General features: G+C 66.5%; 13 protein-coding genes. 3 read left to right on the top strand and 10 right to left on the bottom strand.

The annotated features are described in order from the left end of the window. Positions 1-129: 129 nt before the first annotated feature. The gene (locus tag HWX55_RS15600; RefSeq protein WP_175976367.1) at positions 130-621 is read left to right on the top strand and encodes a hypothetical protein; all 492 of its coding nucleotides are present in this window, start codon (positions 130-132) and stop codon (positions 619-621) included. Positions 622-692: 71 nt separating this feature from the next. On the opposite strand, the gene HWX55_RS15595 is transcribed toward HWX55_RS15600, so the two are convergent. The 9 genes from HWX55_RS15595 to HWX55_RS15555 form a co-directional block, all read right to left on the bottom strand. Then, positions 693-1,199 (bottom strand): hypothetical protein, encoded by a 507-nt coding sequence (locus tag HWX55_RS15595; RefSeq protein WP_175976366.1) that lies wholly within the window; start codon positions 1,197-1,199, stop codon positions 693-695. Between the two features lie 129 nt (positions 1,200-1,328). Further along, a complete protein-coding gene (locus tag HWX55_RS15590) occupies positions 1,329-2,726 on the bottom strand; it encodes a sigma-54 dependent transcriptional regulator (RefSeq protein WP_175976365.1) in 1,398 nt (465 codons plus the stop codon). 131 nt (positions 2,727-2,857) lie between these two features. Then, positions 2,858-3,442, bottom strand: a complete 585-nt coding sequence (locus HWX55_RS15585) for a hypothetical protein (RefSeq protein WP_175976364.1) — start codon at positions 3,440-3,442, stop codon at positions 2,858-2,860. Positions 3,443-3,597: 155 nt separating this feature from the next. Further along, on the bottom strand, positions 3,598-5,025 hold the full coding sequence (locus HWX55_RS15580; protein WP_175976363.1) for a chemotaxis protein CheA: 1,428 nt from the start codon (positions 5,023-5,025) through the stop codon (positions 3,598-3,600). A gap of 44 nt (positions 5,026-5,069) precedes the next feature. Beyond that, complete coding sequence (locus HWX55_RS15575) at positions 5,070-5,351, bottom strand: hypothetical protein (protein ID WP_175976362.1); 282 nt, start codon at positions 5,349-5,351, stop codon at positions 5,070-5,072. 74 nt (positions 5,352-5,425) lie between these two features. Continuing rightward, positions 5,426-6,016 (bottom strand): hypothetical protein, encoded by a 591-nt coding sequence (locus tag HWX55_RS15570; RefSeq protein ID WP_175976361.1) that lies wholly within the window; start codon positions 6,014-6,016, stop codon positions 5,426-5,428. Positions 6,017-6,127: 111 nt separating this feature from the next. Continuing rightward, positions 6,128-6,451: a hypothetical protein gene (locus tag HWX55_RS15565; protein ID WP_175976360.1), complete on the bottom strand. Its 324-nt coding sequence runs from the start codon at positions 6,449-6,451 to the stop codon at positions 6,128-6,130. A 1,214-nt stretch (positions 6,452-7,665) separates the two neighbouring features. Continuing rightward, positions 7,666-7,914 carry a hypothetical protein gene (locus HWX55_RS15560; protein ID WP_175976359.1) on the bottom strand — a complete coding sequence of 83 codons (249 nt, stop codon included), beginning with the start codon at positions 7,912-7,914 and terminating at the stop codon, positions 7,666-7,668. A gap of 307 nt (positions 7,915-8,221) precedes the next feature. Further along, a complete protein-coding gene (locus HWX55_RS15555; protein WP_050015052.1) occupies positions 8,222-9,148 on the bottom strand; it encodes an AraC family transcriptional regulator in 927 nt (308 codons plus the stop codon). A 181-nt stretch (positions 9,149-9,329) separates the two neighbouring features. Here HWX55_RS15555 and HWX55_RS15550 point away from each other — a divergent pair, with 181 nt between their 5' ends. Both HWX55_RS15550 and HWX55_RS15545 read left to right on the top strand, forming a co-directional pair. Then, positions 9,330-9,791, top strand: coding sequence for a (2Fe-2S)-binding protein (locus HWX55_RS15550; protein ID WP_175976358.1), 462 nt, complete (start codon positions 9,330-9,332; stop codon positions 9,789-9,791). 2 nt (positions 9,792-9,793) lie between these two features. After that, positions 9,794-12,004, top strand: a complete 2,211-nt coding sequence (locus tag HWX55_RS15545) for a xanthine dehydrogenase family protein molybdopterin-binding subunit (RefSeq protein ID WP_175976357.1) — start codon at positions 9,794-9,796, stop codon at positions 12,002-12,004. A 121-nt stretch (positions 12,005-12,125) separates the two neighbouring features. Here the strand turns inward: HWX55_RS15545 and HWX55_RS15540 are convergent, their stop codons facing one another. Continuing rightward, a complete protein-coding gene (locus tag HWX55_RS15540) occupies positions 12,126-13,328 on the bottom strand; it encodes a Fic family protein (protein ID WP_175976356.1) in 1,203 nt (400 codons plus the stop codon). Between the last annotated feature and the right edge of the window lie 364 nt (positions 13,329-13,692).

Raw genomic sequence — 13,692 nt, 5'->3', positions numbered from 1 at the left:
CGCCGCACGACCGGTCAGCAGGTAAAATTGCGCGTTTGCATGCCACCCCGGGCCGCCGGCGGCGAGCGACGCGCCGATGCCGGCCGCGCGTCCCCCCTTCGCCGGCTTGCCCGACCTCCCGCTTTCCTCATGACCGATTCCGACCTGCAATCCGACGACACCCCCATCCACGAAGACGGCCTCTGGCGCGACAACGGCTGGACGGCCCGCATCATCAAGAACGAAGACGACGACGGCTGGGCCGTCGAGATGGTCAAGGACGGCGAGTCCGAGCCCGCGCTCGTCGGGCCGTGGACCATGGGTCGCGACAAGAAGAACCCGAAGCCGATGGACGCGAACGCGTTCCGCACGCTCGTGAAAACCGCGACCGAAGTGCTGATGCGGCACGAACAGCAGCGGCGCGCGCTGCTGCACAAGGAAGTGACGGTGCAGGACGAAGCCGGGCAGGATGTGTCGGTGACGCTCGACATCGTGCCGGACGAGTTCGAGCCGTATGCGCAGCTCAAGGCGTTCGATCCGTATGGCGAGCTGCTGGCCGACGCGAAGGTGTCGGCCGGGTTCAAGCTCAACAAGGCCAGCGCCGAACGCTGGGTCGCATCGGGCTTCGACCGGCCGGCATAGGGCCTGTTCACGCTAATAACGGGCCCTGAGCGAACTGGCCCTTAGCGCGCATGGCGCGCCGAAGCGCGCGATCAGGCGCCGGCGCCCCGCTCCGCGCGCGCGAGCCGGCGCGCGGCCAGCTTGCGCCGCACGAGCGCCTCGAACTGCGGCGTCGCGGCCTCGGGATCGCGCGCGGCCAGGCCCAGCACGTTGCGCGCGAGCTGGATCGGCGTCAGCACGATGCCCCACGGCAGCCCCCACCAGCCGAGCGTGGCCGACGCGAGCAGCGCAACCGCCTGCTTTCTGCGGCCGCAACGGCGGCAGCACACGTGGCGCCGCGTCGCCCAGCGCGTGACGAACACGAGCGACACGACGCGATGCGACGCGTGGACGTCGACCGGCTGCCCTTCGCGCAGGCAGATCGGGCAAGGCCCGTAGCGCCAGTCGTCGACGTACTGCCGCACCTTCGCGTCGGGCACCCGTTCGGCCTCGACGACGACCGGATGCGCCCGTGCGCATGCCGGACTGCAATAGCGGCGGCCGTCGATCGACTGCCCGCCGATCAGGAACGTCCTGCCGCAGTGACTACACTCTGCCACGATGACCTCGGATAAACGTGATGCGCCGCGTGCCGGTTGCGCGCCGATCGATGCGCGCGCCGGCCGCGGCCATTGGCTGTTTTAACGGCTGCCGCCACGCGGTCTTGAGCGGCCGCGCGCCGCGGCGCGTCAGCCATGCAGCCCGTGCGTGTTCATCAGCCGGTACAGCGTCGCGCGCGAGACGCCGAGCTCCGCCGCGGCATCCGCATGCTGGTGGCGGTGACGCAGCAGCGTTTCCTCGATCGCGTGCCGCTCGGCCTGCCGGCGCGCCTGCGCGAGCGTCGGCGGCCGCAACGACGTGTACGGGCGCAGCTCGAGATCGGCGGCCGAGATCAGCGGGCCGTTCGTCATCACGACCGCGAAGCGGATCCGGTTGATCAGCTCGCGCACGTTGCCGGGCCACGGATAGTTGTGGATCGCCGCGATCGCGCACGGCGTGAAGCCGCGAATCCGGTACGAGCCGTCGCCGCGGTAGCGCTGCAGCACGTGATCGGCGAGCAGCATGATGTCGCGGCCGCGCATGCGCAGCGGCGGCTCGTCGATACGCAGCACGCACAGGCGGTAGTACAGGTCGGCGCGGAATCGCCCGGCCTGCATCGCGGCCTCGAGATCAACGTGGGTCGCCGACACGATCCGCACGTCCACCGGAATCGACGCGTGCCCGCCGAGCCGCTCGATCTTGCCTTCCTGCAGGAAGCGCAGCAGGCTCGCCTGGCTCTCGAACGGCATGTCGCCGATTTCGTCGAGAAACAGCGTGCCGCCGTGCGCGGCCTCGATGCGGCCGATCGTGCGCTGGTGCGCGCCGGTAAACGCGCCGCGCTCGTGCCCGAACAATTCGGACTGCAGCAGCGTCGCCGGGATCGCCGCGCAGTTCACGGCGACGAACGGTGCGTCGGCACGCGACGACTGCCGGTGAATCGCCGCCGCCGTCAGCTCCTTGCCGGTGCCGGATTCGCCGGCAATGAACACGCTCGCCTCGGTGTTCGCGACCTTGCGGATCGTCGCGAACAGCCGGCGCATCGCGTCGCACGCGCCGATCATCGCACCGCCGGGCGGCGGTGCCTCCGCGGCCGGGTCGCCGTCCGCGAGCGTCAGCATCCCGTATGCATGGCCGACGAGATAGCCGATCGTCGTATAGGCCGCCGCATTGCGCGCGTAGTCGAAGCAGCAGCGGCGGATCAGCCGCGCGATCGTGAGGTTGCGCAGCCGCTCGCCGTCGGCGAGCGCGACCCAGCCGACACGCGGGTCGCGCAGCAGCGTCTCGAACGACGCGACGTCCGGCGCCGCGAAACCGGCGAAATCGACGATGCCCGCGTGCGGACGGTTCGCCTTGACGAGATTCAGCGCGTCCGCGACGGTTTTGGCGCGCCGCACGTCCCAGCCGCGCGACGCGAGCGCCTCGACGAGCGCGGCATCGTGTTGCCGCGACAGGTAGACGAGCGGCCGCGATGGCGCGACGGGGGGGTGCCGGACCGCGACGAACGGCAGCGCGCTTACCTGCCGTTCGACCTCCTGCGGGCCTGACATGCCGAGCTGACAACAATGGTTCACGATCGCCTCGCCGCATAAGGTTGTGTATCGGAGCGGCCGTTTCCCGATCGCGCGTCGCGCGCTCGCAGCGCCGCGGCGCGACGCCGCTCCGTCCTCGAATCGATGCTTCATCGGCAGAACACGACGCGCTGCGTGTAGATCTGCGGCTCGACGACGGGTTGCGCGTGGCCGTTGAGATCGTCGCGATACGCGCGGTAGGTCTTGCCGTTCACCGTCACGTCCGACGCGCGAGCCGTCTCGATCCGGTCGAGCCCGGTGTGCCGCCATTCGTTCACCCGGTCCGCCGCCGTGACGCTCGACTCGCCCGCGATCTTCTGCGTGATCGCGCTGCCGTCGCTCCACGGTTGCGTCCGCATGTCCTCGGCGTGCTGCATCGCGCCGACCGTCTTGCCGGTCGGCTTCGGCCCGTTCTGCGCGTCGAACGGCGCACCGCGGCCGTACACCGGCGATTGCCACGACGGCGCGTGGCCCGCCTCCGGCATCATGTAGACCATCTGCGGATCGCCGATCATCATCATCGGCGCGCATGCGGTGTTGTCGGGACGGCCGAGCGTCGACAGCGCCTGCTGGACGCTCGCGGCGTTCGCGAGGGTCTGCTCGTTCAGGATGACGAAGACCGCGGGATTCTGGAAAACCGACTGCGCAGCGGCTTGTACGCTGGCCAGCAGCAAAGCGACCCAAAAGATCCTCATGATTGAGGCCTCCCTGCATCCTCGTCACGCAAAAAGAGGTGTTGACCTCGGGGATCGGAACAACACCCGTCAAACCGGAAAAGCGGGTCGGGCATCGGGCCGAACGCCTGCCGCGCGACCGGCGCGCCAGTCGCATGGCAGATCGGCCCGCAGGCTCACGACGAGGTACTCGTCGAGATGACGGTCGGCGCCGGCGCGAGCGGTGCCGCCGGCGCGGCCCGCTGTTCGACCGTGGCCGGCGGCAACGCTTGCGCCGGATCGGTCAACGCAGGCATGCCGGCGGCTCGTGCAGCCGCCGTGCCAGCCGCTTCGACCGCGTCCGGCACGGTCGCGTCGGCGGCCGACATGTCGGCGGGCGCGGCGGCGACCGCAGGTCGCGCGGCCTCCGGTGCACGCGCTGCGGCGATTGCCTGCGGCGCCGGCTCGGCTGCCTTCGTGTCGGCTGCTGGCGCCGCGGCGACGGCTGCCGCCGGCATCGGTTCGGCCACCGGCTCGCCTGCGGCCTGCGCGGCGTTGGTCGGGGCAGGCTCGCGGGCTTTGTCGGCAATGGCCGGCACTGGCTCGGGCGCTTTGTCGGCAACGGCCGGCGCAGGCTCGGAGACCCTGTCGGCAACGGCCGGCACTGGCTCGGGCACCTTGTCGGCGACCGGTTGTGCGGGCTCCGGCGCCTTCGTCTCGGCAACCGGTGCGGCAGGCGCTGGCGATGCCTTGTCTGCCACAGCCGGCGCGGCGATGACGGCGGCCGCCGGGACCGGCGCCGAAACCGGCGCCGCGCGCATCGAAGCCGTCTCGATCGGGCGCGTCGGTGCTGGTGCAGGCGCCGGCGCGGCCGAGCCGAGCGGCGGCAGGCCCATCCGGTTGCGCACGATCGGATCGCGATACTTGATGTCGTCCGCGACGGTCGCTTCGACGCTCGGCGCCACGTTCGAACGCGCGAGCGGCGCGCTCGTGCCCGGACACAGGTGTCCGGTCGCTTCCACTGCGCGCCGGTTCGCGTCGCTCTGGCACAGCAGCGCGAGCGCCACGTCGGTCAGCCCCATCGCACGGAATTCACGCGCATCGAGACGCCGCACGCAGGCCTGGTCGACCAGCGTCGTGCCGCCCGTCGCGCCGAACCCCGGGAACGACACGCCGACGCTCACCGAGCCCATGCAGGTATCGGACAGCGTGGTCGTGAGGCCGGGCGCCTGGATCGACGGGTTCGTCTTGATCGTCTGCGTGCCCGAATAATTGACGTTTTCCGAGATCTGGGTGTTGTACGGGTTGGTGCCGGGCGCCCCGGACGACTGGAGCGAGTTCACGCTCTGCGGCGTTACGTTGCCGCCGGCCGTGCCGGACGGCATCGTCACGTTGACGTTCACGCTCGAATTGCCGCTGCCGCGCACGCCGCTGCTGCTGCTGGCATTGCCGCCGCGCGAACTCGTGGTATTCGTGTTCATGCTCGACCCACCGCCCTGACTGATCGCGGTCGACGACGTCGACGACTGCGCGCTCGACGTCGAATCGGCGGTTTGCGCGTGGGCGCCGATCGTGGTCATCGCGAACATCGCCGCACATGCCACCTTGATCCTGTTGCTGTTCATTTCACTCTCCGGACGAGGTTTGACCTCCCACCCAGGCAACCGTACTAATTCCCCTGAATGCCTTCAGTTTTCGCTGCTTCCCCGAACTGCTTCCAGCCGCTGCCCAGCTGGGACCACGAGCCGGCCGACATGCCCCGCCATTGCTGGGTGTCCGGTCCGCCGATGGCACTGCCCGACGAAAGCGTGTGTTGCTCTGACGGTTTGGTTGTCTGGTCAGGGTTGTTTGACGTCTGCATAGTCGATTGCACACCATCGGGAGCACGGTCAGCGCCATACGCCGTCAGAGACGCGAGCATCAGAGCGGCGGCAATCACGTTCTGCTTCATGCCAACTCCTTACGTGACAACAATGCGGAAAAGAGACCAGCGTCGCTGGGAAACCGGTCTCCCCCCACCCCTGACTAATGACTGCTCCCGGTCGCGCTCGAGTCGCCCTGGCTTCCGCCCGATGCGGACGGCGAACCGGCCGGACCGGTACTCCATACGGTCGACACGTTGGTGTGATTCGAGCCCGCGATCGCGCCCGACCCGCCGCCGCCCGTCCACCCGATGGCACCCGCGTTGGCGATGCCGTGGTCGTTCGCGCCCGTGGCCGTGTAGTGGTTCGCGCCGAGTACGATCGTGGCGGTCACCCCTCCCGAAAGCGCATTCGCGTTCTCGTTCGTGCTGCCGTTTCCGGCGAACGAACCGGCGGCGCCGATCCCGCCGCCTGCCGCGAACGCGCCCCCGTTCGTGCCCCAACCGCTGGCCGTCGAAGTCGAGTTGTGATACGCGGACGCCGTGCCGGCGGAGCCGGCGGGTGTCACGGTACTTCCTGCATTCGCACCGGCCGTCGAAGTCGAATTGCTGGTATAGCTGCCGGAGCCGACCAGCACCGAACCGGAAACACCCGCCGCAACGGATTGCGTCTGGTTGGTCGTGGACGATCCGGCCGCCAACGCAGCGGACGAAATGACGGTGAGCGCTGTCGCTAAAATGACTTTGGCTTTCATAGCAATTCCTTGCCGTGAGGAAGTTCGACGGTGGCGGAGCCGGGCCTGCCCGCACGGGGCAAGGCCCGGCATCCGACCCGCCAGCCAGTGACGAACGCTATGCGTCGCGGCTTAGTGGTGATACGTCCAGCCGGTCGAGCCCGCGTTCGCGCCGCTGCTGCCGCCTGCTTGTGAGCCGCCGAAGCCGAAGCCGCCGACCGTCGACGTTTGCGTGTGGCTCGTATACGAGATCGAGCCGCTGCCGGGGCCGCCGGCAAGTGCGCCGGCTGCGCCGAGTGCCGCGCCGGAATCAGTCGCGGAGAAGTGACCGAACCCGGTGACCCCGGCCATCGTCTGGCCGCCGCTCGACGAATTGCTGCTCGATACCGTGCCGCTGCCGGCAAACGCTGCACCCGAAACCGCCAGAACTGCTGCTGCAATCAGAAGCTTCTTCATGGTGGACTCCTAACGGCGTGGAGAGAATGAGCACGGAAGATCGCACGCCATCGACCTTCCAGCCGCGAGCAATCCTTGAAAGTAAGGATTACCATAAAATTGATAAATCAATGCTTTATATAAAATCGGCGCTTTATTTTTCCAGCCGAAGTCTAGTTTTATGTTTTTAAGTTGTCCAAAGTTTATTGGTAGGTGTTTTCTATTATTTTTACGATCATTGAGATGGCCAAAAAACACCCTTGATTCAATTAACCGAAATGACGCGCACATCTTTCCGGCTCGCGATTTTCAATACCCCGTCGAAAACGAATGCCGGCACTGGCGCCCGTTTCCGGAATTGAAAATCAGCGAATGTATTGACTACCGCAAAATGCAGTGCCCGCTCGACACGCACCCTTCATCCGGGCGATAACGGGCCTGCATTGCAGCCAGACGACATGTCTGCTCCCTGAGCTGACGAAGAAAGGCCTTCCCGATAACCGGCCGACGCACGTTCGATCTAGTCCGGCCGGCGCCGCGGCTGGCCCGGCGCGATCGAAACGGCACTGCACGGTTGAAGAGGAATCGGCGCCACGCTGTCCGGCACGAACAGCAGGCCACATCCGGGAATGCTGAATGAAGTGGAGCACCGCTGTCGGCGGGTGGCCGCGCGAAGCGACGAGCGCGCCACCACGCGGCGCGCGCGGAGGGCGGCAAACAGGCAACGCGCGATCGACGACGCTGGCACGGCGTCGCAAGCGCTACCCCGATCGTTCCCACTACCCCTTTGGTGCGCAAGAAATGCGCGGATCATGCCACTGCTTATAGTGTTCATCGCCGTTTCCCCGACAGGCATGTGACGAACTGGCCGCCCCCACATCGTTGTTGCATCGTGTCGACCGCTCGCCGGTGCGTCCTATATCGCAAACCCCATGCCATGCGATATTCCACCGAGCATTGCATCCGGCGTGCGGCCGCCAGGCCTGATCATTTCTCCAGAAACGGCGTTTTTTCGTTTCATGAATGTATCGCGATAACGAAGCGCGCCTTACAGCGATCATTGAAGATCTTGACGCAATACCGTGATTTGAAGGAAGAATCCGGCTCGCCCGGCGTTGGCGGACACCCGTGCGAACGGGTGTTTCAATCTTGAGAGGCGAATCTCGATTCGCCGCGCGGGGTTCGCGCGTTTCCGCTGACAAACCGCGTGTCGCGGCATGCCAGCATGCCGTCCATTACCCCGACGAACGAGGGCCGGTCGCTCGATGCGCCACGCCGAACGGCCGCCGATACGGCCGGAACACGGGCTCACCCAGAAATGCAAAAGGAATTTGATTCATCCGTGAAAATACCCGCACCATCACGCGGCGAAAAATCGTGCCATCCGGCGTGTTGCAGTCGCAATAACCGAACGAATGAAAACGTCCAATTCCGACACAAACGGGCGCCTTCATTTTTTCACCGTTCGATTCACCTTCGCGCACGAAGCGACGACGATCGATTCATCGAACAGACATCTTCACTCGGTTATCCGTTTGATTCTCATCACTGAAACATTTCGATTCAAAACGGCTTTCACGTCTTCAATCTCGTGAAAGCCTGATTCATCGCGCGTTTCGTCGCATCGAACCGTAACGATCCAGCAATCTCCGTGAGTGCTTCCCTGTCCCCAAGGCTCGCGCGTGAGACACAAACGTTCGATTTCGACGAAGGCCCGCATCGGACGGTCGACGATTTCGGTCGCGACCCGTGGCGCGACCGGCACTGCGCAGAACCGGAGCGCGCCGCCCGTCAGCCGAGCAACTCCTTCTTCCGCAGATGCACGACGTCGCGCATCGGCGGCGCGCCGAACAGCCGGCTGTATTCGCGGCTGAACTGCGACGCGCTTTCGTAGCCGACGACGGCCGCCACCGACCCGACGTCGCCGCCCTGCCGCAGCAACAGCAGCCGCCGCGCCTCGTGCAGTCGCAATTGCTTCTGGTACTGCAGCGGGCTGAGCGTCGTCACGTGCTTGAAATGATGGTGCAGCGACGACACGCTCATGTTGACCGCCTGCGCGAGCGATTCGACGCGCATCGGCTCCGCGAAATGATCGCGGATCCATTCGATCGCACGCGCGATCCGGTGCGTCTGGCTGCCCGCGATCGCCATGTGCCGCAGCCGCGTGCCCTGCCCGCTCGTCATCAGCCGGTACAGCACTTCCTTCTCGATCAGCGGCGCGACGACCGCGATGTCGGCCGGCGTATCGAGCAGCCGCAGCAGCCGCAGCGCCGCATCGAGCAGCGGCGGCGTCAGCTCCGCGAGCGCGATCCCCTCGCCTTCCGGGCCCGCGTCCGGCTCGGGCAGCCGCATCTCGGCCGCCAGCTCGACGATGCGCTGCGGATCGAGCGTCAGCGACAGGCACAGATACGGTTCGTCCACCGACGCACGCGTCACGCGCGAGAGGATCGGCAAGTCGATCGACGTAATCAGGCAATTGTGGGTGTCGTATTCGTAAGCCTGGCCGGCCACGATCACGCGCTTCGCGCCCTGCGCGGCGATCACCAGCGCGGCGCGCGATACGCCGCAGCCGAGATCGACCGGCCGCGTGTGCCGATGCAGCATCAGGCCCGGTACGGCCGTCGAATGCGAGCCGTCCGCCGGCGCGAAACGGCCGATCAGCGACGCCAGCTCGCGTCGCCCGGATTCGCGCGACGCGACGATATCGGTCATGTCCATGACGCATCCTCGATTGATTTCCCGTGTCGCGCGAGCATAGCGAAACGGCCTGCGGCGTGCCGGGGATTTGCAGGATTGTTCAATAAATTTGCAGGATTGGGTAGACGCAAATTCGGGCTGCTCGCGCACACTCCCGGCTAACCTGCCCGTAAGGCGGGTTTTCCCCACGGAGACATACAACATGCCTACCTCGTTTGTCCTGAACGGCAAGAACGTCACGCTCGACGCCGATCCGTCGATGCCCGTCCTCTGGGCGATTCGCGAACACGCGGGACTGACCGGCACGAAATTCGGCTGCGGCATGGCGCAGTGCGGCGCGTGCACGATCCATCTCGAAGGCCAGGCCGTGCGCTCGTGCGTGCTGCCGCTCGCCGGCATCGCGGGCAAGCACGTCACGACGATCGAAGGCGTCCAAAGCAAGCCCGCGAAGGCCGTGCAGGCCGCGTGGGTCAAGCTGCAGGTGCCGCAATGCGGCTACTGCCAGTCCGGCCAGATCATGTCGGCCACCGCGTTGCTCGAACAGAACCCGAAGCCGACCGATGCGGACATCGACGCGGCGATGAACGGCAACCTCTGCCGCTGTGCGACCTACGCCCGCATCCGGGCCGCGATCCACGACGCGGCCGCGACGCTGGGAGCCTGACCATGACGATCGAACTCGACCACACCGATGCGGTGCGCCCGTCGCGCCGCACGTTCCTGAAAGCCGCGGGCGCCGCTGCCGCCGTCAGCCTGACCATCGGCTTCGACTGGGCCGGCCTCGGCCGCCGCGCGCTCGCCGCGACCGCGCCGGCCGGCGATTTCGCGCCGAACGCCTTCCTGCGCATCACGCCCGACGGCGCCGTCACGGTGATCGCGAAGCACGTCGAGATGGGCCAGGGCGCGTATACGGGCATCGCGACGATCGTCGCCGAGGAGCTCGACGCCGACTGGTCGAGCGTGCGCGTCGAAAGCGCGCCGGCCGATGCGAAGCGCTATGCGAACCTCGCGTTCGGCACGATGCAGGGCACGGGCGGCAGCTCGGCCATGTCGAACTCGTGGCAGCAACTGCGCGAAGCGGGCGGCAAGGCGCGCGCGATGCTCGTGTCGGCCGCCGCGGCCCGCTGGAAGGTGCCGGCCGCCGAGCTGACCACCGCCAACGGCGTCGTCACGCACGCAAAGAGCGGCAAGACGGCCGCGTACGGCACGCTCGTCGCCGATGCGTCGAAGCTGCCGGTACCGGACAAGGTCACGCTGAAGCAGCCGGCCGATTTCAAGCTGATCGGGCATCGGATTCCGCGCGTCGATGCATCGTCGAAATCGAACGGCACCGCGCATTTCACGCTCGACACGACGTTCCCCGGCATGCGCGTCGCGCTGCTGCAGCGGCCGCCGCGCTTCGGCGCGACGGTGAAATCGTTCGACGCGACGGCCGCGAAGGCCGTGCCGGGCGTCGTCTCGGTCGTGCAGGTGCCGGGCGGTATCGCGGTCGTCGCGACGGGCTTCTGGGCCGCGAAACAGGGCCGCGACGCGCTGAAGATCGACTGGGACGAAACGAAGGCGGAAAAGCGCGGCTCGGACGAGCTGATGCGCGAATACCGGCAACTCGCCGAGAAGCCGGGCGCGTCCGCGCGCAAGGACGGCGATGCCGATGCGGCGATCGCCGGCGCGGCGCGCAAGATCAGCGCGACGTACGAATTCCCGTATCTCGCGCATGCGCCGATGGAGCCGCTCGACGCGGTCGTCAAGCTGACGGCGAACAGCTGCGAGATCTGGGCCGGCGACCAGTTCCAGACGGTCGACCAGGGCAACGCGGCCAAGGTCGCGGGACTGAAGCCCGAACAGGTGAAGATCCACACGCTGTATGCGGGCGGCAGCTTCGGCCGGCGCGCGAACGCGTGGTCGGATTACGTGGTCGAGGCCGTGTCGATCGCGAAGGCGCTCGGCGCGGACGGCAAGCCGGTCAAGCTGCAATGGACCCGCGAGGACGACATCCAGGGCGGCTTCTACCGGCCGATGTACTTCCACAAGCTCGACGCGGGCCTGACCGCGGACGGTCGGCTGGTGGGCTGGCGTCACCGGATCGTCGGACAGTCGATCCTCGCCGGCACGCCGTTCGAGGCATTCATGGTCAAGAACGGAATCGACGCGACGTCGGTCGAGGGCGCGGCGAATCTGCCGTACGCGGTGCCGAACGTGTCGGTCGAACTCACCACTACCCAGGTCGGCCTGCCGGTGCTGTGGTGGCGCGTGGTCGGCAGCTCGCACACGGCGTACGCGGTCGAGGCGTTCATCGACGAAGCCGCGCATGCGGCCGGCAAGGATCCGTACGCGTTCCGCCGCGACCTGCTCGCGAAGGAGCCGCGCATGCGCGCGGTGCTGGAGCTGGCCGCGCAGAAGGCCGGCTGGGATCCGGCCAAGCCGCTGCCGAAGGGCCGCGGGCGCGGGATCGCGGTGGCCGAGGCGTTCAAGAGCTATGTCGCGCAGGTGGCCGAGGTGTCGGTCGATGCGGACGGCAAGGTGAAGGTCGAGCGCGTGGTGTGCGCGGTCGACTGCGGGATCGCGATCAATCCCGACATCGTCGCCGCGCAAATGGAAGGCGGCATCGGTTTCGGGCTCGGCGCGGCAATGCACAGCGCGATCACGCTGAAGGACGGCCAGGTCGAGCAACGCAACTTCGACGGCTATCACGTGCTGCGGATGGCCGAGATGCCGAAGGTCGAGGTGCATATCGTGCCGTCGGCCGAGGCGCCGACCGGAGTCGGCGAGCCGGGCGTCGCGCCGGTCGGGCCGGCCGTGGCGAACGCGATCTTCGCGGCGACGGGCAAGCGGCATTACGTGCTGCCGTTCGATTCGGCGGAGAGCACGAAGGCTTGATGGGCCGGGACGCCGGCTGCGGCGCGAGGTAGGCGCCGTGGCCGGTGTTTTTCAACGCATCGCCAACACCATGCTCATCCGGGCCGAAGCCGCATGACAGGACGCGGCCCGCCACGCTCGCTCATTCCTGCTCGACTTCGGGCCAAAGCCTCGGAAACAGAAACCGGAGGCTATTCAACGGCAATCCAAAAGAAAGCTCGCCGCGATGCGAAGGCGAGGTCAGCAGCCCGTAGTCCAGCAGCGATCGAACGATCCTGCGCGCCAATACGTCGCTGACACCCAGCATCTGCGCGAATTCCGCACGCGTGACGGTCCGGCGCAGCGCCACGAACTCCATCGCCAGCGCCGCCGCTTCCGGTTTGATCACGGATTTTTCCGAGCGAATCGTCCATGGGTTGGCCTCCAGGAACCTCAGCAAATCCAGCAGCCGTCCCGTCACTCCGTCGAACTGGGTCATATGCACCATAAAACCGACCTGGTCCTGACAGCAGTCGAGAAAAAACCGGGCGAACTTGACCAATCCTTCCTGGGATAGATTGCCACGGCCGTCCAGATCGTTGCGACGCGTCTGATCGGCCTCGCTCAGCCTCGCGTAATACTGCTCATGCTCTCGCGCCAGCCCGCGAAGCGGCGACCAGAGACCGTGGGTCAGATCGGCAGCGCGCAACCCGAGATGCGAATGCAAGCGCGCCACGCGCCCGTTGCCGTCCATGAACGGGTGCACCCAGGCGAGACGATGATGCGAACAGGCAATGCCGATCAGTTGATATTCCTTGGCCCGAATGCGCGCATAACGTGTCGCCCAGGCCTGAAGCAGCGGCGCGATCATTTCCGGTTCCGGCGCCAGATGGCGCCCGACCGTCACGTCCCCGCGCCGAAATTCGCCCGGGACGACGACATCGCCATCGGCGGTCATTCGCTCGTCGTCAGGCAGGCAGGAAAAGAAGCGATCGTGAATGGCCGAGATTCGCGCCGGCTCGAACAACGCAGCGACCGGAAGCGCACGCCACTCTTCCTCGAGCGCGGCTTCTGCCGCGATATGCGCGACCGCAAAGCGCTGCTTCTTGCGCTCGACGAGATCGGTCGAATAATCCCGATGCAGCGCCGCCTCGATCTTGGCAGGCGTCGTGTGCTGGCCTTCGATCTTGTTCGTGTAGTACGAGTTCATCGCGCGCAATTGCGGCACGAGTGCGGTGGCCAACGGGGTATCGCGTATGGCAAGCAACCGCTGCGAAGAATCGACGAGTTCGGCGGCCTGCTCGAGCAGCGGATCGAGTACGCGATCCTCGGGAAACAACGGTTCGAAGGTAGCGACGGTCGTCATGCTTCCCTGTACGGTTCCATGTAGGGTTCAATGTCGGCAATTATAATAACTTATGTTGATGATTTATATTGATTTTTCAGTGGACCACGTAGGGTTAAATGTAGGGTTCCATGTAGGGTTCCCATCGCATGCCGCCGACCCGGGTTGGGCCGCTTGTCACGGTGCCCTCCCCACACGTTACGTCAGACGTAACGCCCGTAACGCCGCCACCCGATGCTACGTAACAATCCTTCACTATTGCCCGGCCCCTTTCATCGGTCGCCCGGCGTTCCCCGTTAGAAACTCTTTTAAATTCAACGCTCCCCCGCCGTCCGTGCTCTTGCCGCGTGCTAGCACCGCCGGACAACCATCTCCCTGGCCCGGA

This window comes from Burkholderia sp. BCC1047 (genome assembly GCF_902833155.1).
GTDB lineage: Bacteria > Pseudomonadota > Gammaproteobacteria > Burkholderiales > Burkholderiaceae > Burkholderia > Burkholderia sola.
Note: the sequence above shows the minus strand (reverse complement) of the source record. Positions and strands in the feature narration are given on the sequence as shown.

Excerpts from the sequence above, each read along its gene's own strand:
- HWX55_RS15570 (WP_175976361.1), bottom strand. The coding sequence starts at position 6,016 with ATGAAAGCCAAAGTCATTTTAGCGACAGCGCTCACCGTCATTTCGTCC.
- HWX55_RS15550 (WP_175976358.1), top strand. The coding sequence starts at position 9,330 with ATGCCTACCTCGTTTGTCCTGAACGGCAAGAACGTCACGCTCGACGCC.
- HWX55_RS15575 (WP_175976362.1), bottom strand. The coding sequence starts at position 5,351 with ATGAAGCAGAACGTGATTGCCGCCGCTCTGATGCTCGCGTCTCTGACG.
- HWX55_RS15540 (WP_175976356.1), bottom strand. The coding sequence starts at position 13,328 with ATGACGACCGTCGCTACCTTCGAACCGTTGTTTCCCGAGGATCGCGTA.
- HWX55_RS15585 (WP_175976364.1), bottom strand. The coding sequence starts at position 3,442 with ATGAGGATCTTTTGGGTCGCTTTGCTGCTGGCCAGCGTACAAGCCGCT.
- HWX55_RS15565 (WP_175976360.1), bottom strand. The coding sequence starts at position 6,451 with ATGAAGAAGCTTCTGATTGCAGCAGCAGTTCTGGCGGTTTCGGGTGCA.
- HWX55_RS15555 (WP_050015052.1), bottom strand. The coding sequence starts at position 9,148 with ATGGACATGACCGATATCGTCGCGTCGCGCGAATCCGGGCGACGCGAG.
- HWX55_RS15580 (WP_175976363.1), bottom strand. The coding sequence starts at position 5,025 with ATGAACAGCAACAGGATCAAGGTGGCATGTGCGGCGATGTTCGCGATG.
- HWX55_RS15600 (WP_175976367.1), top strand. The coding sequence starts at position 130 with ATGACCGATTCCGACCTGCAATCCGACGACACCCCCATCCACGAAGAC.
- HWX55_RS15590 (WP_175976365.1), bottom strand. The coding sequence starts at position 2,726 with ATGTCAGGCCCGCAGGAGGTCGAACGGCAGGTAAGCGCGCTGCCGTTC.
- HWX55_RS15545 (WP_175976357.1), top strand. The coding sequence starts at position 9,794 with ATGACGATCGAACTCGACCACACCGATGCGGTGCGCCCGTCGCGCCGC.